Below are 19700 nucleotides of genomic sequence, written 5' to 3'. Positions count from 1 at the left end.
GTGGACAACGTTGGCGTGGCGAACTGAGCCCTACCTCACAAGCCCGCTGTCAGCGGCAGGTTCTACGCTGGTGGGCGCCGGGCCAATGGAGGCCGGCTGCGCTGTCTGTCGAGTGAGGAATGGGCGACATGCCTGAGTTCGCGTACACCGATCTGCTCCCCATGGGAGAGGACACCACCCCGTACCGGCTGGTGACCTCCGAGGGTGTCTCCACCTTCGAGGCCGACGGGCGGACGTTCCTCAAGGTCGAGCCGGAGGCGCTGCGCAAGCTCGCGGCCGAGGCGATCCACGACATCCAGCACTATCTGCGGCCCGCGCACCTCGCGCAGCTCCGCCGGATCATCGACGACCCCGAGGCGTCGAACAACGACAAGTTCGTCGCCCTGGACCTCCTGAAGAACGCGAACATCGCGGCGGCCGGTGTGCTGCCCATGTGCCAGGACACCGGTACGGCGATCGTCATGGGCAAGCGCGGGCAGAACGTCCTCACCGGAGGTGAGGACGAGAAGGCCCTGTCGCGAGGCATCTACGACGCCTACCTGAACCTGAACCTGCGGTACTCGCAGATGGCCCCGCTGACCATGTGGGACGAGAAGAACACCGGGTCGAACCTGCCCGCCCAGATCGAGCTGTACGCGACGGACGGCGGCGCCTACAAGTTCCTGTTCATGGCGAAGGGCGGCGGCTCGGCCAACAAGTCGTTCCTCTACCAGGAGACGAAGGCGGTCCTCAATGAGGGCTCCATGATGAAGTTCCTCGAGGAGAAGATCCGTTCGCTGGGTACGGCGGCCTGCCCGCCGTACCACCTGGCGATCGTGGTCGGCGGCACGAGCGCCGAGTACGCGCTGAAGACCGCGAAGTACGCCTCCGCGCACTACCTGGACGAAATCCCGGCCGAGGGTTCGGAGTTGGGGCACGGCTTCCGGGACAAGGACCTGGAGCAGAAGGTCTTCGAGCTGACGCAGAGGATCGGGATCGGGGCGCAGTTCGGCGGCAAGTACTTCTGCCACGACGTGCGCGTCGTCCGTCTGCCCCGGCACGGCGCGTCCTGCCCGGTCGCCATCGCCGTGTCCTGCTCGGCCGACCGGCAGGCCGTGGCGAAGATCACCGCGGAGGGCGTGTTCCTGGAGCAGTTGGAGACGGACCCGGCGCGCTTCCTGCCGGAGACGACCGACGAGCACCTGGACGAGGCCGGCGACGTCGTGAAGATCGACCTGAACCAGCCGATGGACGACATCCTCGCCGAGCTGACCAAGTACCCCGTGAAGACCCGGCTTTCGCTCTCCGGCCCGCTGGTCGTGGCCCGCGACATCGCGCACGCCAAGATCAAGGAGCGGCTGGACGCGGGCGAGGAGATGCCGCAGTACCTGAAGGACCACCCGGTGTACTACGCGGGCCCGGCGAAGACCCCCGAGGGCTACGCGTCCGGCTCCTTCGGTCCGACCACGGCCGGTCGCATGGATTCCTACGTCGAGCAGTTCCAGGCGGCGGGCGGTTCCAAGGTGATGCTCGCGAAGGGCAACCGCAGCAAACAGGTCACGGACGCGTGCGACGCGCACGGCGGCTTCTACCTCGGCTCGATCGGCGGCCCGGCGGCCCGGCTCGCCCAGGACTGCATCAAGAAGGTCGAGGTCGTCGAGTACGAGGAACTCGGCATGGAGGCGGTCTGGAAGATCGAGGTCGAGGACTTCCCGGCGTTCGTCGTGGTCGACGACAAGGGCAACGATTTCTTCCAGGATCCGGCGCCGACGCCGACGTTCACCAGCATCCCAGTCCGGGGTCCGGGCCTGGGCTGACCTGGCAGCGTAGAGACCCGAGGGGAGCCCCTGGCCGTCGGCTGGGGGCTCTCTCCGTCACCCTGCCGCTCGCGCGGCCCCGTGAGCGGCCAACGCCAGGCATCGTAAGGCCGTCTCAGAGCATCACTGAATTGACTTGGACATCGGAACCCCCGTGCCACTAGGGACATGGCGTGAACTCCCCTGAGGACATGGCGAGTTGGTATCGGCCGTGCTGGACAGTCCTGCGTAACGGCCACGTGTGGGCGGTCGGCATGATCACCAGTGCGGACGTACCGCGCAAGCTCGTGAGGCTGCGTGACTGTGTCCCGGTGGCGTGCCGGACCCTGACGCAGTACGCGCTGCGGCACGCGCCCCCGAAGGGTGGTCGTACGAGTCGGACACCATGGCCGTGCACACCCACCGCATCCCATCCGGGGGCCATGGATACCCTGCTTCGGATGCCCAGAACGGGTTGGGGGCGATGTGCCGTGATGTCCCACCGGGGCCGCAGGAAGCGTCTGGAGTTGGCTACCTTCGCGGCAGCCCCCATGGCGGCGTGGGCGGTCACGGTCATCGCCTCACTGACCACGATCACCCACCCCTAGCCCTGCCTCGGGCCCCGCCCAAGCGGCAGGAACGAACCCTCTCTATGACGCAGCGCAGAGGGGGGCCGGCTCATGCCCTGTGGGGCTACTCGTCGCCCCCATCCGTCTTGGATGTCTTGTCCGCCATCCAATTTCGGTGTGCCGCACTGCCCGCTTTGCCAGGGGACAGTTTCAAGATTGCTGTGTCCTGACTGCTGCCACTGAGGAACGCCTCAGTGAGCACGTACGGGGTTCCCTCGACTCGGAAGCGGATGGATCCGTCGCCGTAGGCCATGACACGGATCCTCCTGCCGTCGGGCAAGGTGACCCACTCAGCGAACACGTTGTCGGGTGAGTCCGGACTCCTGGCCATGCTGCCCCCTCCTGAACGCCGTACAGACTGTCTCGCACAACGGCAGGAACTACCGGGCGTCCTTGGCGGAGATCGCGCAGGCTCCCGGCCGCCTCGCGCTTCTCCGTCGGTACGAGGGCACCCCGGAACAGCGCAGCCGACCGGGCGGCGACGAAACCGTCGAAGTCCGTCTCCACACGCTCCTCCCTTCAGCTCGGGGATCTGCTGCACGGGGGTGGTGAGACCTGGGTCACCGACCGGTTGCGGTACGGTGATCCGTCTCATCCCGATGTCAACGGACCCTCCATGGCCCTACCCTGAGTGCCGGTCACTCTCGGGGGAGCACATATGACGTTCGACCAGTCGTCCTGGCAGCTCCACAACAGCCGGGTCTACAACATCGCCGGGGATCTGCACCTCACCGAGCAGAGCGGGCCACGGGAGTTCGCCGACGCGGTGACGCGGGTACAGGCGGACCTCGGCGCCCTCGATTATGTACCGGAGTCCGAACGCGCCGCTCTCGACGGCGAGTTGGCTCTCGTCGTGGAGGAGGCGACGGCCGAAGGGGACGCTGCGCCCGATGCCATGGTCGGCCGTCTCACCCGGGTCGCCGGCCGGCTGCGCGCCCTGCGCGGCGCCACCACGGCCGCCGTGGAACTGGGCAACTCCGTGGATTCGCTGGCCCAGTGGGCCGGCCATCACTTTTGATCGGGCCCGTGCGATGCAGAGAGGGGACGAGGCGCAGCCGGACTTCGGCCAGCCGAACTGGCGGGTGGACACGGTCATCAACGCCGGTCAGGTCAGTCTCCCGGCGGGCAGCGCCGGAGCACCCCACGGCGAATCGCGCGAGGAACCACCTCCGCCGCCGGACGACCCCGAGTTCCGCAAGGCGCTCGCCCGGCTGCTGCTCCGCAAGCTGACCGCCACCCTCGACGAGATGCACTGGCTGGACGACCGGCTGATCGATCTGTCGGCGGTCGTCGAGGATGTCGACGGCCGCCCGCCGGCGCACCGCCGGGTCCTGCCGGGTCGGCGCGGGCGCAGCGCCGTCAGACCGCTGCACGAGGTCCTGGCACGTCCGGAGACCGATCTCATCCTGCTCCAGGGCGGTGCGGGCGCGGGCAAGAGTGTCGCACTGCGCCGGCACGCGATGTCCCGGCTGCGGCAGATCGCGGAGGGCCGCAACGTCACCGCGCCGCTGCCGCTCTATGTCAACCTCCGCGATCTCAGGGCAGGACCGGACGAGATCGACACGGACGTGCTGCGCCGCTACGTCCTGGCACAGACGGCTCCTCGGGGCAGCGCCGACGTCGCCGCGTACCTCGCCCACTCCTTCATGGACGACCTGCGCCATCGCCGGGTCACCCTGCTGCTCGACTCTTTCGACGAGATCCCTGCCGTGCTCGACAGCCCGACGATCGACGCCGCCGTGGCGCCGTACATCCAGACGGTCATCGAACTTGTCGGGGGCGGCGGCCGGTGCGTGGTCGCCACGCGGGAGTACAAAGGCCCGCGCGCGTCCGGCTGGACCCGGCTCCAGCTCCTCGGGATGTCCCCGCAGCAGCAGGAGGCCCTGCTGCACGGTCTGGATCTCGACGACAGCGCTCTGGCCCTCGTACAGCCGCTCCTGCTGGATCCGCGCCGCGGGTTCGCGGGCGAGTTGCGCAATCCGCTGAGCCTGCACCTGCTGGCGACCTATGTGCGAGGCAACAACGCCCTTCCGGACCGGCCGAGCGCCCTGTTCGCGGAGTACGCCGCGTCCCGGCTGCGGGCGGCCCTGCCGTCGGCCGGACCCGGCGCACATACCGCCTTGGAGGACTTCCTCGCCCGGTTCGCCTACCGGCTGACCTCGACCCGGGGCGGGCTCTCCGTGGACGAGGAGACGTACGCCCGGGAGATCTCCCGGGCGGCGGACGACACCGTGACCCGCGACCTGATGCTCCGGACGCTCACCGCGTCGCGGATCCTGGTCTCGTCGGCGGAGGAATCCGCCGGCCGGACCGTGTTCTTCGGCCACCGCCGCGTACTCCAGTACTTCACAGGCCGCTATGTCGCCGCGCATCCGTCCGCCGTACCGGCTCGGGAGCTGGCGACCAGCGGGCGGTGGCGGGAGACCGCGGTGACCGTACTCCAGGACGGTCCGCGGGAGGTCACCCTCCCCTTGCTGACCGCCCTGGGCGAGGTACTGGCCACCGAGCGGGACCGTGCCCTGACGCCCGGCCCCGACGGGTTCGAGTGGTCGCCCGAGGCCGTCCACTGCCTTGAGCTGCTGTCGGCCGCCTACCAGGGCAGACCGGACTGGCCGCACGAGCCGGTGCGACCACTGGTCGAGGAGCTGGTCGCGGCGGCATGGGAGCGGGGCAGCGTGAGCGACCGGAAGTTCGCCCTGGACTGCCTGCCGCTGCTGTCCGAGGAGACCCGCCAGGCCTATGTCGACCGTGCCTTCGCCGGGGAGAGCGGCTGGCTGCGGATGACCGTGCTGCGGGAGTGCGCCACGCTGCCGGCGTTGTCGGCGGAGGTGCGGGCGTCTATACGACGGCTGCTGATCACCCGGCTCGGAGAGCGGCGGGCGTCGCCCGCGGAGACCCGCGCGCTGGACGTGGACCTGCAACGGCTGCGGGCCGAGGACGACTTCGTGGGGTTGCGGCGGGTGGTGGACCGGAGCCGGACCGGGGCGATCGCACTGGGAGGATCGGGTGCCCTCTTCCAGATGATCGCCGATCGTCCGAGCAGTTTCCTGCATCTGCCGACGGCCCTCGTCTCCGGACTCTTGATCTTCGCCCTTCCTACGTGGGTCGTTTTCCGCTTCTACCAGTCCAGCAGGCCCGTTTCCTATGGAAAGGGAAGGAGCCGGGTACACAGAATCGCCGGGGCGATCGACACCGATTTCCTCGATGTGAAGAGCGACCCGATGCTGCGGGGCGTCAGCACCTTGGCTCTCGCGTTCACCGCGATCGGGTTCGCGGCCGTGGTCCAGGGCCTCGTGCACCACGACATCGTGCCGACGCTGGCGGCCCTCGCCACCTCCCTGTTGCTGAGCCATGCCGTCCTCTGGGGGCCCAGCGTGCTGTATGCCGTCCACCGTGGCCGTTCCGCCCGCGAACTCCGAGGGGTACGGCTCCTGTTCGTCGTCCTGTACGTGCTCGGCTTCAGAGATCACCCGTGCAGGGAGTGGCTGAGGGCCCGGAAATGGAAATGGCGCAAATTCTTGCGCAACGCGCTACTTACCATGGCCGCCCTGCCAGCGATCGGCGCCGCGGGCGCTCTGATCGAAAAGCTGCTGGGAGGATTCACGATGCCGCGGCCCGTTCGCCTGGCGATATACACCGCTACTGTCACAGTTGTCGCGGTGACGATCGCTACTGGTGTCTACAAGGCCCTCCGCGTGATCACCAGGGTCACCCTCGCCGAACTCCGCCGCCACCGCGCCCTCACCCGCGCCATCCAGCGCGGCCGAACCGGCGGCCCCGCCTTCTTCGCCGCCCTGTTCTCGCTCCGCGAGGCCAGTGAGGCCACCGACTTCGTGTGGAGCGTGCGGAACGTTCCACGGGGAACCCCTCTCGACCTCGACCGGCAACTCCTGCGGCACTGCATCGCCCATCTGGAGGGCACCACCACCGATGCCGAACAGATCCACGGGCTCCCCGCCGAGGCACTCCCCCGCCTGGCCAAGTGGCAGGGCGACAGTCATCTCCTCGACGAACTCGGCCGCCTCGACGAACAGCTCCGAGCCCGCTGACCGGGAACATCACGCCCGACCCAAACGCTGTACCGAATATGAGCGACTTCCGCATCGAACACGACTCCATGGGAGAGGTCAGGGTCCCGGCCGACGCCAAGTGGCGCGCCCAGACCCAGCGCGCCGTGGAGAACTTCCCGATCTCCGGCCAGCACATCGAGCGCGCCCACATCCAGGCCCTGGCCCGGATCAAGGGTGCCGCCGCCAAGGTGAACTCCGAGCTGGGCGTGCTCGACAAGGACATCGCCGAGGCGATCCAGGAGGCGGCCCGTGAGGTCGCCGGTGGGCAGTGGGACGAGCACTTTCCGATCGACGTGTTTCAGACGGGGTCCGGCACCTCGTCCAACATGAACACCAACGAGGTGATCGCGACCCTCGCGAGCGAGCGGCTCGGGCGCGATGTGCATCCCAACGATCATGTGAACGCCTCACAGTCGTCCAACGACGTCTTCCCGTCCAGCATTCACATCGCGGCCACCGGTGCCGTGATCCACGATCTGATTCCCGCCCTGGAGCATCTCTCGGACGCGCTGTCGCGTAAGTCCGTCGAGTTCGGTGATGTCGTTAAGTCCGGGCGGACGCACCTCATGGACGCCACGCCCGTGACGCTGGGCCAAGAGTTCGGCGGCTACGCGGCTCAGGTGCGCTACGGCGTCGAGCGGCTGGAGGCCTCGTTGCCGCGGCTCGCGGAGCTGCCTCTGGGCGGGACCGCCGTCGGTACGGGGATCAACACCCCGCCCGGGTTCTCCGCCGCCGTGATCGCGGAGGTCGCCCTGGTCACCGGGTTGCCGTTGACCGAGGCGCGGGACCACTTCGAGGCGCAGGGGGCCCGGGACGGGATCGTCGAGACCAGTGGGCAGTTGCGGACCATCGCCGTAGGGCTGACGAAGATCGCGAACGATCTGCGGTGGATGGCGTCCGGGCCGCGCACCGGGCTGGCCGAGATCTCCCTTCCCGACCTTCAGCCGGGGTCCTCGATCATGCCGGGCAAGGTCAATCCGGTGATTCCGGAGGCCGTGCTGATGGTGGCCGCGCAGGTCGTCGGCAATGACGCGACCGTCGCCACCGCCGGGGCCGCGGGCAACTTCGAGCTGAACGTCATGCTGCCGGTGATCGCCAAGAACGTCCTGGAATCGATCCGACTGCTCGCGAACGTCTCGCGACTGCTCGCCGACCGGACCGTCGACGGGATCGTCGCGCACCGCGAGCGGGCGCGTGAATACGCCGAGTCCTCGCCGTCCGTCGTCACCCCGCTCAACAAGTACATCGGGTACGAGGAGGCCGCCAAGGTCGCCAAAAAGGCGGTGGCGGAGCGGAAGACGATCCGGGAGGTCGTGCTGGAGAGCGGCTATGTGGAGCGCGGCGACCTGACCGTCGACCAGCTCGACGAGGCCCTCGATGTCCTGCGGATGACGCGGCCGTAACCTTTGGTTGCGATGGCGCGAACCGTGACGCGCACCGCAGCGTCGTATGCCCGGGGCACCTAATATCTCTTCATGGCAGACGGTGGAGCGGTGAGAGCGGTGGAAGCGGGTACGTCTACGGCCTTCTGGGCGCCCGGGAGTCAGATCCTGTGGCGCTACCGGGAGAACGCCGGCGAGCGCTTCCACATCGTCCGCCCCGTCACGGTCGTCCGCGACGACCGTGAGCTGCTCGCGGTCTGGATGGCGCCCGGCACCGAGTGTGTGAAGCCGGTGCTCGCGGACGGCACTTCGGTGCATGTGGAGCCGCTGGAGACCCGGTACACCAAGCCGCGCACCGTGCAGTTGGACCGCTGGTTCGGGACAGGTGTGCTGAAGCTGGCGCGGCCCGGTGAGCCCTGGTCGGTGTGGCTTTTCTGGGAACCCGGATGGCAGTTCAAGAACTGGTACGTGAACCTTGAGGAACCGCTGGCCCGTTGGGCGGGCGGGGTCGACTCCGAGGACCACTTCCTGGACATCACCGTGGATCCGGACCGGAGTTGGCAGTGGCGTGACGAGGACGAGTTCGCGCAGGCCCAGCGGGACGGTCTGATGGATCCCCAACTCGCCGAGCGGGTAAGGAAAGCGGGCTGGTCGGCGGTCGAGACGATCCGCGCGTGGGGCCCGCCGTTCGCGGACGGATGGCAGCACTGGCGCCCGGATCCGTCCTGGGCTGTACCTTCACTTCCGGAGGACTGGGACCGCACCCCCGCGCACATGTCCACATGAGACCCTTGATGCGCCCCCGGTCCGCAACCGTAGGATCGTCCTCCGCAAGGGCACAGCGACAACTCCCGGGGCGGACACCGGGACTGACCAGACGTCACCGAGGGGCGGCAGGACGTGAGCGAGGGGTATCAGGGCACCGGCGGTTCGGGCCGCCGGCCCACCGGTGGCACAGGAACAGCCTCTGACCACGCGGGAATTCCGTTCCTGGGGCACGTATTCCGGGTATCGGCATTTCGGCGGGACGATCCGCACGCGCCGCGTGCGGTCCCGGACGGACGGATTCGACACGCGTGACGGAGCACCCCACCTCCTTCGAGCGCCCCCAGGGCGCCGACCCCACGGACCCCCGTGGGGCGCTTCTGCGTACCCCGACGCCGCCCAGGCCGTCCGGTGCCGCCGGTTTACCGGCTCAGGCACGCACCGGTGAGCCGCATTCGGCACCGGGTACGAGCACGTCCCGCGCCAAGGGGAAGGACCCGGCAGGTACCCCTGTGAAGCCCGACACCGCAGGTGGCTCCGAGCACTCCCAGCCCTCGGCCGCCGAACCCGACACCCACCGTCCGCGTCCCGTGCCCGACGGCATCCCGGTCCAGCCGGGCGGCGGCGAGCTCTCCGACGCCTCCGACCAGGAGCGCCGTACGGGACAGGGGCTGCCGCCGGGCCGTCCCATGCCGATGCGGCGGGACGGGGACCGGCTGCGCTTCGTGGGCGCCGCGACCCGGCGGATCGCCCGCGGCATCGACCTGGACGAGATCGTGATGGGGCTGTGCCGGGCGACCGTGCCGACCTTCTCGGACGCGATCCTGGTCTATCTGCGCGACCCGCTGCCCGTGGGCGACGAGCGGCCCACCGGTCCCGTCGTGCTGCGGCTGCGGCGCACCGACCGGATCCCGGAGGAGCGGGACACGGAGAACGGCTTCCTGCCCGCCCTCCAGCCCGAGCAGCCGTCCGAGTTGTCGGCGGTCACCGCCGAGCTGTGCGAGGTACGGCCCGGCGGTGCGCTCAACGAGGTGCTGCGGGGCGTACGGCCCGTCTTCGCGGACTCGCCCGCCGCCCGTGCCGCGCTGCCGGAACTCCTGGGCGAGGGCGGCGAGTTGATCGTCCCCGGCGGTCAGCGCGCGATCCTCGCGCCGCTGCGCGGCCGGCGCCGGGTGATCGGCGCCGCGCTCTTCCTGCGCAGCTCGGAGCGGATGGCCTTCGAGGCCGACGACCTCCTGGTCGCCGCCCAACTCGCCACGCACAGCGCGCTGGGCATCGACAAGGCGGTGCTCTACGGCCGTGAGGCGTACATCGCCGACGAGTTGCAGCGCACCATGCTGCCCGAGACCCTGCCCCGCCCCACCGGCGTGCGGCTGGCCTCCCGGTATCTCCCGGCCGCCGAGACGGCCCGGGTCGGCGGCGACTGGTACGACGCGATCCCGCTGCCGGGCAGCCGGGTCGCCCTGGTCGTCGGCGACGTCATGGGCCACTCGATGACCTCGGCCGCGATCATGGGTCAACTCCGCACCACCGCCCAGACCTTGGCCGGTCTCGACCTGCCCCCGCAGGAGGTCCTGCACCACCTCGACGAGCAGGCCCAGCGCCTGGGCACCGACCGCATGGCGACCTGCCTCTACGCGGTCTACGACCCGGTCTCGCACCGCATCACCATCGCCAACGCGGGACATCCGCCGCCCGTCCTGCTGCATCTGGGCGGCCGGGCCGAGGTGCTGCGGGTGCCGCCCGGCGCCCCCATCGGTGTCGGCGGCGTCGACTTCGAGGCCGTAGAACTGGACGCGCCCGCCGGAGCGACCCTGCTGCTGTACACGGACGGGCTGGTCGAGTCGCGACTGCGGGACGTGTGGACCGGGATAGAGCAGCTCCGCGAGAAGCTCGCCGCGGTCGCGCAGCTCACCGGACCGGATCACCCGCCGCCCCTGGAAGCCCTGTGCGACGAGGTGCTCGACATGCTCGGCCCGGGCGACCGGGACGACGACATCGCGCTGCTCGCCGCCCGCTTCGACGGGATCGCGCCGAGCGATGTGGCGTACTGGTTCCTCGACCCGGAGGAGACGGCACCCGGCCAGGCCCGCCGGCTGGCCCGGCGCGCGCTGTCCCGCTGGGGCATGGAGGACATGAGCGACTCCGTCGAGCTGCTGGTCAGCGAGGTCGTCACCAATGCCGTGCGCTATGCGTCACGCCCGGTCACGCTACGGCTGCTGCGGACCGACGTGCTGCGCTGCGAGGTCGGCGACGACGTGCCCCAGTTGCCCCGGCTGCGGCAGGCGCGGGCCACGGACGAGGGCGGGCGCGGCCTCTACCTGGTCAACAGACTGGCCCGTCGGTGGGGCGCCACCCGGCTGAGCACCGGGAAGGTGGTCTGGTTCGAACTGAACCGGAATTAGACCCCATCCAAAAGTTGCCGACGTACCGGCGTCGGAGTTGACTGCTGGGGTACGCGAAGCGGAAGCGACCTACTCTCTTCGACAGGAGGACGCTCGTGACGCAGGCACCCCAGCACACTCCGTACACCACGAACAACGTCGGAATTCCGGTGGAGAGCGACGAACATTCGCTCACCGTCGGACCCGACGGCCCGATCCTGCTCCAGGACCACTACCTCATCGAGAAGATGGCCCAGTTCAACCGGGAACGGGTGCCCGAGCGGGTGGTGCACGCCAAGGGCAGCGGGGCGTACGGCTTCTTCGAAGTCACCAACGACGTCAGCCAGTTCACCAGGGCCGACCTCTTCCAGCCCGGCAAACGCACCGAGATGCTGGCCCGGTTCTCCACCGTGGCCGGTGAGCAGGGCTCGCCCGACACCTGGCGCGACCCGCGCGGCTTCGCCCTCAAGTTCTATACGGAACAGGGCAATTACGACATGGTGGGCAACAACACCCCGGTCTTCTTCGTCCGGGACACCATCAAGTTCCAGGACTTCATCCGCTCGCAGAAGCGCCACCCGGTGACCGGGCTGCGCAGCAACGACATGCAGTGGGACTTCTGGACACTCTCCCCCGAGTCGGCACACCAGGTGACCTGGCTGATGGGCGACCGGGGTATCCCGAAGACGTACCGCCACATGAACGGCTACAGCTCCCACACCTATATGTGGATCAACGGCGCCGGTGAGCGGTTCTGGGTGAAGTACCACTTCAAGACCGACCAGGGCATCGAGTACCTCACCCAGGCCGAGGCCGACGAGCTGGCCGGGTCGGACGCCGACAAGCACCGCCGCGACCTCTTCGAGTCGATCGAGTCCGGGAACGCGCCGAGCTGGACCCTGAAGGTCCAGATCATGCCGTTCGAGGACGCGGCGGACTACCGCTTCAACCCCTTCGACCTGACGAAGGTCTGGCCGCACGGGGACTACCCGCTGATCGACGTCGGCCGGATGACCCTGAACCGGAACCCGGAGGACTACTTCGTCCACATCGAGCAGGCCGCCTTCGAGCCCTCGAACCTGGTCCCGGGCATCGGCCCCTCACCGGACAAGATGCTGCTGGGCCGGCTGTTCTCGTACCCGGACACCCACCGGTACCGGATCGGCCCCAACTACGCCCAACTGCCGCCGAACCGGCCGCACTCCCCGGTCAACTCGTACGCCAAGGACGGCCCGATGCGTTACGTGCCGTCCAACGCGGCCCGCCCCTACGCCCCGAACTCCTACGGCGGCCCCGCGGCCGACTACGGGCAGTTCGGCGACCCGGCGAGCTGGCAGACCGCCGGTGAACTGGTCCGCGAGGCAACGAGGTTGCACCGCGAGGACGACGACTGGGGCCAGCCGGGCACGATGATCCGCGAGGTCTTCGACGACGCGGCCCGCGACCGGCTGGTGTCCAACGTCAGCGGCCACCTGAAGGCCGACGTGTCCCGCCCGGTCCTCGACCGCGCGCTCCAGTACTGGCACAACATCGACAAGGAGACGGGCGCCCGGATCGCCGCGAACTTCGCCTAGCGGTACGGCAGACGGAGGGGCGCCCGGCGATGTGCCGGGCGCCCTTCACGCTGTCCGCCCTACTGACCGAGCTGGTCGAAGGGAATGTCCGAGTTGTCGTCGGTCGGTGTCGATGGCGCGCTGGTCGTCGGGGTCTGCGACGGTGTCTGCGAGGGCGTCTGCGACTCCGACTGCGAGGGCGACTCCGACGGCGTCTCGCTCGGGGTCTCCGACGGTGTCTCGGAAGGTGTCTCGCTCGGCGTCTGCGACGGCGTCTGGGAGGGCGTGTAAGTCGGCTGGACGGCCGCGCCCTGGTCGGTGTCCAGGTCGAACTTGCCGTTCGCCTTCGTCACTCCGAACATGTACGTCGCCCAGATCTGCGCCGGGTAGCCACCACCGTTGATACGGCCGCCGCCCGCGGTGATCAGACCGGTCGCGCCGGTCAGCGGGACCTGGGTACCGACGCCCTTCTTCTCGCCGAACAGGCCCACCGAGGTGACCAGATCGGGCGTGTAGCCGGTGAACCAGGCCGACTTGTTGTTGTCGGACGTACCCGTCTTGCCCGCGACCTGCTGCCCGTCGCGCTTGCTGTTCTCGGCCACCGACACCTTCGCCGTACCGTCGTCGACCACGCCGGTCAGCACCGAGGTCACCGTGTCCGCGGCCTGGACAGAGATGACCTGGGCGCCGATCGGGTTCGGCATCTTCACCGTGCGCGTGTTGTGCGCGACCGACTTGATGATCGCCGGGGTGACCTTCTTGCCGTGGTTGTCGAAGGTGGCGTAGACGCCGGCCATCTCCATCGGGCTCGCGCCCATGGTGCCCAGCGTCTGCGCCGGTACGGCCTTCAGGTCGCCGGTGTCCATGCCCAGCTCGCCCGCGGTCTTCATGACCTTGTCCATGCCGACGTCGACACCGAGCTGCGCGAACACGGAGTTGATCGACTTGTTCATCGCCGTCTGGACGGTGACCTGGCCGTAGTTCGTGTCGTCCTCGTTCTCCGGCGCGAAGGCGATGTCACTGCCCACGACCGGGCGCTTGCTGGTGCCGTCGTAGAGCGTGTTCGTCGTGATCGTCTTGCCGGACTGGGTCTTGGCCTCGTCAGCCAGGGCCGCGGCAAGGATCACCGGCTTGAATGTGGAGGCGGGCTGGTAGTCGGCCCGGGTGGCGTTGTTCTGGTAGTGCTCCGTGTAGCCCGCGCCGCCGTACATCGCCACGACCGCGCCCGTCTTCGGGTTCACGGACACCGCGCCCGGCTGGACGTTCCCGTCGACCTTGCGCTTCTTGGCGTCGAGCTTGCTGGTCAACTGGGACTTGACCGACTTCTCCAGTTGGGCCTGCTTCTTCTTGTCGATGTTGAGCGTGATCGTCCAGCCGCCCGCACGGACCAGCGCGTCGGCCTCCGTGGTGTTGGAGGCCTGACCACTGGATATCAACTGCTTCTCCAGCGCCGCGTTGGCCGCCGTCACCATGTAGCCGACCTGACCCTCCATGCCGGCCTCGGCCTTGGGCGCCTTGGGGACCGGGAACTTCATGGCCTCGCGCTTGGTGGCGCTCAGCCAGTCCTGCCCGACCATGTTGTCCAGGACGTAGTTCCAGCGCGCCTGCACCAGCTTCTTGCCGGTGTCGCTCGCGATGGCCCAGTCGTACTGGTTCGGCGCCTGGAGGAGCGCGGCGAGATAGGCGCCCTGCTCGACGGAGAGGTCCTTGGCGTCGACCCGGTAGTAGGCCTGGGCGGCTGCCTGGATGCCGTAGGCGCCACGGCCGTAGTAACTGGTGTTGATGTACCCGGCGAGGATGTAGTCCTTGGACTTCTCACGGTCCAGCTTCAGCGAGATGACCATTTCCTTCAGCTTGCGCGTGACGGTCTGGTCCTGGGTCAGGTAGTAGTTCTTGACGTACTGCTGGGTGATCGTCGAGCCGCCCTGCGCGCCCTTGCCCGACAGCGTGTTGAGCAGACCGCGGGCAGTGCCCTTGAGGTCGACGCCGGCGTCGCTGTAGAAGGTCTTGTTCTCGGCGGCGACGAACGTCTGCTGGACGGCCTTCGGGACCTGAGAGAGGTCCACGTTCTCGCGGTTGACAGTGCCCTGGCGGGTCAGGACCGAGCCGTCGCTGTACTTGTAGACGTTGCTCTGGAGCTTCGCGTCGGCGTTGCCCGCGGGGATGCTGATCATCATGTAGAGGACGATGAAGGCGCCGATGCCGAGCAGACAGAAGCCGAGGAACGTGCCGAGGATCTTCTTCCAGGTGAAGAGCCTGCGTATGAAGCTCTTACCGTCCTTGGCGCTCTTGCCGCCCTTGCTGTCCGTGGCGTCCGTGCCGGCCGCGCTCGACGAGCGGCGGGTCTTCGGCGCGGCGCGGTGGCCACCGCGTTGTCGCGCTCGTCGCTCTTCCGCTCGTCCCATGAGTCCGTCTGCTCCGCTTCCGTATCGGCTGTCGCTGCGAGTCAGCTCAGAAAGCTAACACCGCCAGTTGTGACAAAGGTCTGCCGATCCTGTCTTTTACGGACGTGAGAATCAGCACCTGTCCCATCGGAACCGACGTCCGAGAGGGCCCGAAGGTTGCCATGACGAGCCACATCTCCCGCTGCCCGCACACCGGGAACGCGGTGACAGAACCGTGACAATCGGCCCCGACCTGCGGGGCCGTACCCGGGGCCATGATCTACACACAGTGCGTATACACACGGCGTATACACCCTGTGTATTGTGCTTCGCATGTCCATCGGTCACACCCTTCTGGGGCTCCTGGAATCCGGCCCGCGCCACGGCTACGACCTCAAGCGGGCCTTCGACGAGAAGTTCGGTCACGACCGGCCGCTGCACTACGGCCAGGTCTACTCGACGATGTCCCGACTGCTGAAGAACGGCCTCGTCGAGGTCGACGGCATCGAGGCCGGCGGCGGTCCCGAGCGCAAGCGGTACGCGATCACCGACGCCGGTATCACCGACGTACAGCAGTGGCTCGCGACGCCGGAGAAGCCCGAGCCGTATCTCCAGTCGACCCTCTACACCAAGGTCGTCCTCGCGCTGCTCACCCACCGCAACGCGGCGGAGATCCTCGACGTGCAGCGCTCCGAGCATCTGCGCAGCATGCGGATCCTGACCGACCGCAAGCGCAAGGGCGATCTCGCGGACCAGTTGATCTGCGACCACGCCCTCTTCCATCTGGAGGCCGACCTGCGGTGGCTCGAGCTCACCGCGGCGCGTCTCGACAAGCTCGCCGCGGCGGTGGCCAAGTGACGACGCATCCCGTTGGTTCCCTGCTCGCGGCCCACGAGCTGCGCAAGGCCTACGGCCCGACGACCGCGCTCGACGGCGCCGAGTTCTCCATCCATCCCGGCGAGGTGGTCGCCGTGATGGGGCCCTCCGGGTCCGGGAAGTCGACGCTGCTGCACTGCCTCGCCGGGATCGTGCCGCCCGACTCGGGCTCGATCCTCTACGACGGACAGGAGATGGCGACCATGAGCGACGCCCAGCGCAGTGCGCTGCGCCGCTCGGAGTTCGGGTTCGTGTTCCAGTTCGGCCAGTTGGTGCCCGAGCTGACCTGCGTCGAGAACGTCGCACTGCCGCTGCGGCTGAACGGCACCCACCGCAAGGAGGCGGAGCGGGCCGCGCTCACCTGGATGCAGCGGCTGGAGGTCGACGACCTCGCGAAGAAGCGGCCCGGCGAGGTGTCCGGCGGTCAGGGGCAGCGCGTCGCCGTCGCCCGCTCGCTGGTCACCAGCCCCCGGGTGCTGTTCGCCGACGAGCCCACCGGCGCGCTGGACTCGCTCAACGGCGAGCGCGTGATGGAGCTGCTGACCGAGGCGGCCCGGTCCACGAACGCGGCCGTCGTGCTGGTCACGCACGAGGCCCGGGTGGCCGCCTACTCGGACCGCGAGATCGTCGTACGGGACGGCAAGTCCAGGGACATGGAGCGCACCGTATGAACGTGCGTCAGTGGACGGCCGATCTGGCCATGGGGATCCGGTTCGCCTTCGCCGGTGGGCGTGAGGGGTGGGTCCGGGCGCTGCTGACCGCTGTCGGTGTCGGGCTCGGGGTGGCGCTGCTGCTGCTCACCACCGCGCTGCCGAACGCGCTGTCCGAACGCAGCCAACGCGGCGACGCCCGGCAGGACTTCACCTACAGCGGGAAGGTGCTGCCGAAGGCGGACAACACGCTCGTCGTCGCCGACACGGACACTACGTTCCGCGACAAGGACGTGCGCGGGCGGCTGCTGGAGCCCGAAGGCGCCAAGGCGCCGCTGCCGCCGGGGGTCGGCAAGTTTCCCGCGCAGGACGAGATGGTCGTCTCGCCCGCGCTGGACAAGCTCCTCAAGTCCGACTCCGGCAAGCTGCTGCGCGAACGGCTGCCCTACCGGGTGACCGGCACCATCGCGCAGTCCGGGCTCATCGGGCCCGCCGAACTCGCCTACTACGCGGGCGGGAAGGACCTCCTCCAGCGCCAGTCCGGCGGGTCCGTCGAGCGGATCGACTACTTCGGTCCCTCCCCCAACAGCCAGCCCGACAAGCTGGACCCGGTACTGCTCCTGCTGGTCCTGATCGTCTTCGTCGTACTGCTGCTGCCGGTCGGCGTGTTCATCGCCGCGGCCGTACGCTTCGGCGGCGAACGCCGGGACCGGCGGCTCGCGGCACTGCGGCTGGTCGGCGCGGACGGGCGGATGACGCGCCGGGTCGCGGGCGGCGAGGCGCTCGCGGGGGCGCTCCTCGGGCTCGTCTTCGGCACCGGGTTCTTCCTGCTGGGACGGCGGTTGGCGACCGGGCTGGACGTGCGGGACGTCAGTGTGTTCCCCAGCGACCTCAACCCGTCGCCCGCGCTCGCCCTGCTCGTCGCCGTCGCCGTGCCGGCCGCGGCCGTCCTGGTGACGCTGTTCGCGCTGCGCGGGGTCGTCATCGAACCGCTCGGTGTGGTCCGCAGGGCGAAGCCGCCGCGGCGCCGGCTGTGGTGGCGGCTGCTGCTGCCGCTGGTCGGGCTCGCGATGCTCTACCCGATGATGGGCAAGGGCGACGGCCAAGGGAACTTCAACCAGTGGCTGGTGATCGGCGGCACGGTCCTGCTGCTCGTCGGCGTCACCGCCCTGCTGCCGTGGGTCGTCGAGGCCACTGTGGTCCGGCTGAATTCCGGCTCGGTGTCCTGGCAACTCGCCGTCCGCAGGCTCCAGTTGAGCAGCGGTACGGCCGCTCGCATGGTCAACGGCATCGCGGTCGCGGTGGCCGGTGCGATCGCCCTGCAGATGCTGTTCGCCGGGGTCGAGGGCGACTACACCAAGCCCACCGGCAACGACGTGAGCCGGGCCCAGATGGAGGTCTCCGTGAACAACGGGGTCCAACTGTCCGAGGCCAAGGCGCAGTTCGCGCGGACCAAGGGTGTGCGCGGTGCGTCGGTCATCTCGCTCACCTCGCTCGGCGACCGGGCGAAGGACCCGAACACCGAGGTGGAGGTGTCCGTGGGCAGTTGCGCCGAACTGCGCGAGGTGGCCCGCCTGACGTCCTGCGCGGACGGCGACATGTTCAAGATCCTCGGCGGCCAGTACGACGGCGACACGAGGAAACTCGCCAAGGCGGGCAGCACCTTGTACTTCGACCCGGGGTACGACGGGTCGACGAGCGTCTCGCACCCGGTGTCCTGGAAGGTACCCGCGGGCCTGAAGACGGCCGCGCCCCGCAAGGATCCGACCGGTTGGGCCCGCGACGGTCTGCTGATCACCTCCGGCGCGCTGCCCTCGAACGCGACGAAGGGCCTGATCCAGAAGGTGTACGTCTCGCTGGACCCGTCGGTGGCGGACGCGAGCGACCAGGTGCGCAACACCGCGGCCCGGCTCGATCCGCTGTCGGACGCGTCCACCCTGACGGCCAGCCAGGAGTCGAACCAGTTCCGGTCCATCCGCACCGGTCTGTTCGTCGGCGCCACCTGTGTGCTCCTGCTGATCGGGGCGAGTCTGCTGGTGTCGCAGTTGGAGCAGTTGCGTGAGCGCAAGAAGCTGCTGTCGGCGCTGGTCGCCTTCGGTACCCGGCGGCGCACGCTGAGCCTGTCGGTGCTGTGGCAGACGGCGATCCCGATCGGCCTCGGCCTCGCCCTGTCCACGGCGGTGGGGCTGGCGCTGGGCTCGGTGCTGCTGAAGATGAGTGCCACACCGGTGCGGATCGACTGGGCGAGTGTGCTGGCGATGACCGGCATCGGCGCGGGCGTCGTCCTGGCGGTGACGCTGCTGAGCCTGCCACCGCTGCTGCGGATGATGCGGCCGGACGGGCTGCGCACGGAGTAGCCCCGTCCGCAGCCGTCCGCCCGCTGGCGTCTCAGAGCCCGTACTCCCGCACCACACGGCGGACCTGGGCGAAGAGCATGCCCACGTTCACCGACTTGCGGCAGACGACCACGGCGACGACGTCCTGCTGCTCGGTCATCCGTACGAACAGATGGGTGAGGTTCTCGCTGTTGACGAGGATCTCCTGGAAGTAGTGGTGGTCACTGGTGATCCCGCGACGCTCCTTGAAGACGTCCTCGATCATCACGACCGTCCGGCCCTGGAACAGGTCGAGGGTCGCACCCGCCAGCAGGTCGAGGACCTCTGGCGGGTGGTTGTCGATGGTCTCGTACGACAGCAGCATGCCGGTGGACATGTCGACCACACCCGAGGCCACACAGTCGGGGGCGTCGGTGCGGAGGGTTTTGACCAGGCCCATCACCTGGTCGGAGAATCCTGGGGTCATACGTTTCGTCGCCATCCCTTCACACTCCTTCTGACGCTTTCTCCGTGAGGATCGACTCGATGCGATCCAGCGCCGGCCGGGCCGCGAGATGCAGCCGGTCGACGTCCATCCCCTCGTCGCCGAGCACCACCATCAGCGCGGTGTCGCCGACGGCGTAGGTCGCGGCGCAGCCGTGGCTGCCGTAGGTGACCGTCTGGCGCAGCGTGCCTCGGTCGGTGGCCTCGGCGGTGCGCCGGGCGAGACCGAGGCCGGCCGCGGCGAGGGCGGCGAGGGCCTCCGGGTCGATCGAGTCGGCGGTGTCGGCGGCGATGAGCAGTCCGTCGGCCGCCGTGAGTGCGGTGTCGGTGATTCCGGTCACCTGTTCCCGCAGTCCGTGCATTTCCCTTGCCAGGGCTTTGTGATCCACGTATTCAACTCCCTTACGGCTGAT

General features: G+C 68.9%; 14 protein-coding genes. 11 read left to right on the top strand and 3 right to left on the bottom strand.

The annotated features are described in order from the left end of the window. Positions 1 to 128: 128 nt before the first annotated feature. The 8 genes from ABZT04_RS06760 (at position 129) to ABZT04_RS06725 (ending at position 12579) form a co-directional block, all read left to right on the top strand. Entirely contained in the window at positions 129 to 1796 is a 1668-nt protein-coding gene (locus ABZT04_RS06760) for a fumarate hydratase (protein WP_356053705.1), read from the top strand. 440 nt (positions 1797 to 2236) lie between these two features. Then, positions 2237 to 2383, top strand: coding sequence for a hypothetical protein (locus ABZT04_RS06755; protein WP_356053703.1), 147 nt, complete (start codon positions 2237 to 2239; stop codon positions 2381 to 2383). Between the two features lie 679 nt (positions 2384 to 3062). Next, complete coding sequence (locus ABZT04_RS06750) at positions 3063 to 3422, top strand: hypothetical protein (RefSeq protein WP_356053701.1); 360 nt, start codon at positions 3063 to 3065, stop codon at positions 3420 to 3422. A 13-nt stretch (positions 3423 to 3435) separates the two neighbouring features. Further along, positions 3436 to 6453 (top strand): hypothetical protein, encoded by a 3018-nt coding sequence (locus tag ABZT04_RS06745; protein ID WP_356053699.1) that lies wholly within the window; start codon positions 3436 to 3438, stop codon positions 6451 to 6453. A gap of 38 nt (positions 6454 to 6491) precedes the next feature. Beyond that, positions 6492 to 7877 carry a class II fumarate hydratase gene (locus tag ABZT04_RS06740; RefSeq protein WP_356053697.1) on the top strand — a complete coding sequence of 462 codons (1386 nt, stop codon included), beginning with the start codon at positions 6492 to 6494 and terminating at the stop codon, positions 7875 to 7877. A gap of 72 nt (positions 7878 to 7949) precedes the next feature. Continuing rightward, a complete protein-coding gene (locus tag ABZT04_RS06735) occupies positions 7950 to 8642 on the top strand; it encodes a DUF402 domain-containing protein (protein WP_356053695.1) in 693 nt (230 codons plus the stop codon). A gap of 290 nt (positions 8643 to 8932) precedes the next feature. Continuing rightward, positions 8933 to 11026: a SpoIIE family protein phosphatase gene (locus ABZT04_RS06730; RefSeq protein WP_356053693.1), complete on the top strand. Its 2094-nt coding sequence runs from the start codon at positions 8933 to 8935 to the stop codon at positions 11024 to 11026. A 95-nt stretch (positions 11027 to 11121) separates the two neighbouring features. Beyond that, positions 11122 to 12579 carry a catalase gene (locus ABZT04_RS06725; RefSeq protein ID WP_356053690.1) on the top strand — a complete coding sequence of 486 codons (1458 nt, stop codon included), beginning with the start codon at positions 11122 to 11124 and terminating at the stop codon, positions 12577 to 12579. Between the two features lie 59 nt (positions 12580 to 12638). Here the strand turns inward: ABZT04_RS06725 and ABZT04_RS06720 are convergent, their stop codons facing one another. Then, the gene (locus tag ABZT04_RS06720) at positions 12639 to 14963 is read right to left on the bottom strand and encodes a transglycosylase domain-containing protein (protein WP_356053688.1); all 2325 of its coding nucleotides are present in this window, start codon (positions 14961 to 14963) and stop codon (positions 12639 to 12641) included. Positions 14964 to 15275: 312 nt separating this feature from the next. On the opposite strand from ABZT04_RS06720, the gene ABZT04_RS06715 reads away from it, so the two are divergent. From ABZT04_RS06715 to ABZT04_RS06705, 3 genes are read left to right on the top strand one after another with little or no spacing between them, the layout of a single operon-like run. Then, entirely contained in the window at positions 15276 to 15800 is a 525-nt protein-coding gene (locus ABZT04_RS06715) for a PadR family transcriptional regulator (protein WP_356053686.1), read from the top strand. Beyond that, complete coding sequence (locus ABZT04_RS06710) at positions 15797 to 16489, top strand: ABC transporter ATP-binding protein (protein WP_356053684.1); 693 nt, start codon at positions 15797 to 15799, stop codon at positions 16487 to 16489. Before ABZT04_RS06715 ends, ABZT04_RS06710 begins: the two co-directional genes overlap by 4 nt. Continuing rightward, positions 16486 to 18825, top strand: coding sequence for an FtsX-like permease family protein (locus ABZT04_RS06705; protein ID WP_356053682.1), 2340 nt, complete (start codon positions 16486 to 16488; stop codon positions 18823 to 18825). Before ABZT04_RS06710 ends, ABZT04_RS06705 begins: the two co-directional genes overlap by 4 nt. Before the next feature lie 31 nt (positions 18826 to 18856). Here the strand turns inward: ABZT04_RS06705 and ABZT04_RS06700 are convergent, their stop codons facing one another. Together ABZT04_RS06700 and ABZT04_RS06695 are read right to left on the bottom strand one after the other, a co-directional pair. Continuing rightward, positions 18857 to 19285, bottom strand: a complete 429-nt coding sequence (locus ABZT04_RS06700) for a hypothetical protein (RefSeq protein ID WP_356053680.1) — start codon at positions 19283 to 19285, stop codon at positions 18857 to 18859. A gap of 4 nt (positions 19286 to 19289) precedes the next feature. Continuing rightward, positions 19290 to 19649, bottom strand: a complete 360-nt coding sequence (locus tag ABZT04_RS06695) for a roadblock/LC7 domain-containing protein (protein ID WP_356053860.1) — start codon at positions 19647 to 19649, stop codon at positions 19290 to 19292. Positions 19650 to 19700: the final 51 nt, after the last annotated feature.

Origin of the sequence: Streptomyces sp. NPDC005492 (assembly GCF_040605995.1) — a bacterium.
In the GTDB taxonomy this organism is placed as follows: domain Bacteria; phylum Actinomycetota; class Actinomycetes; order Streptomycetales; family Streptomycetaceae; genus Streptomyces.
This window is presented reverse-complemented; position numbering and strand designations above follow the sequence as displayed.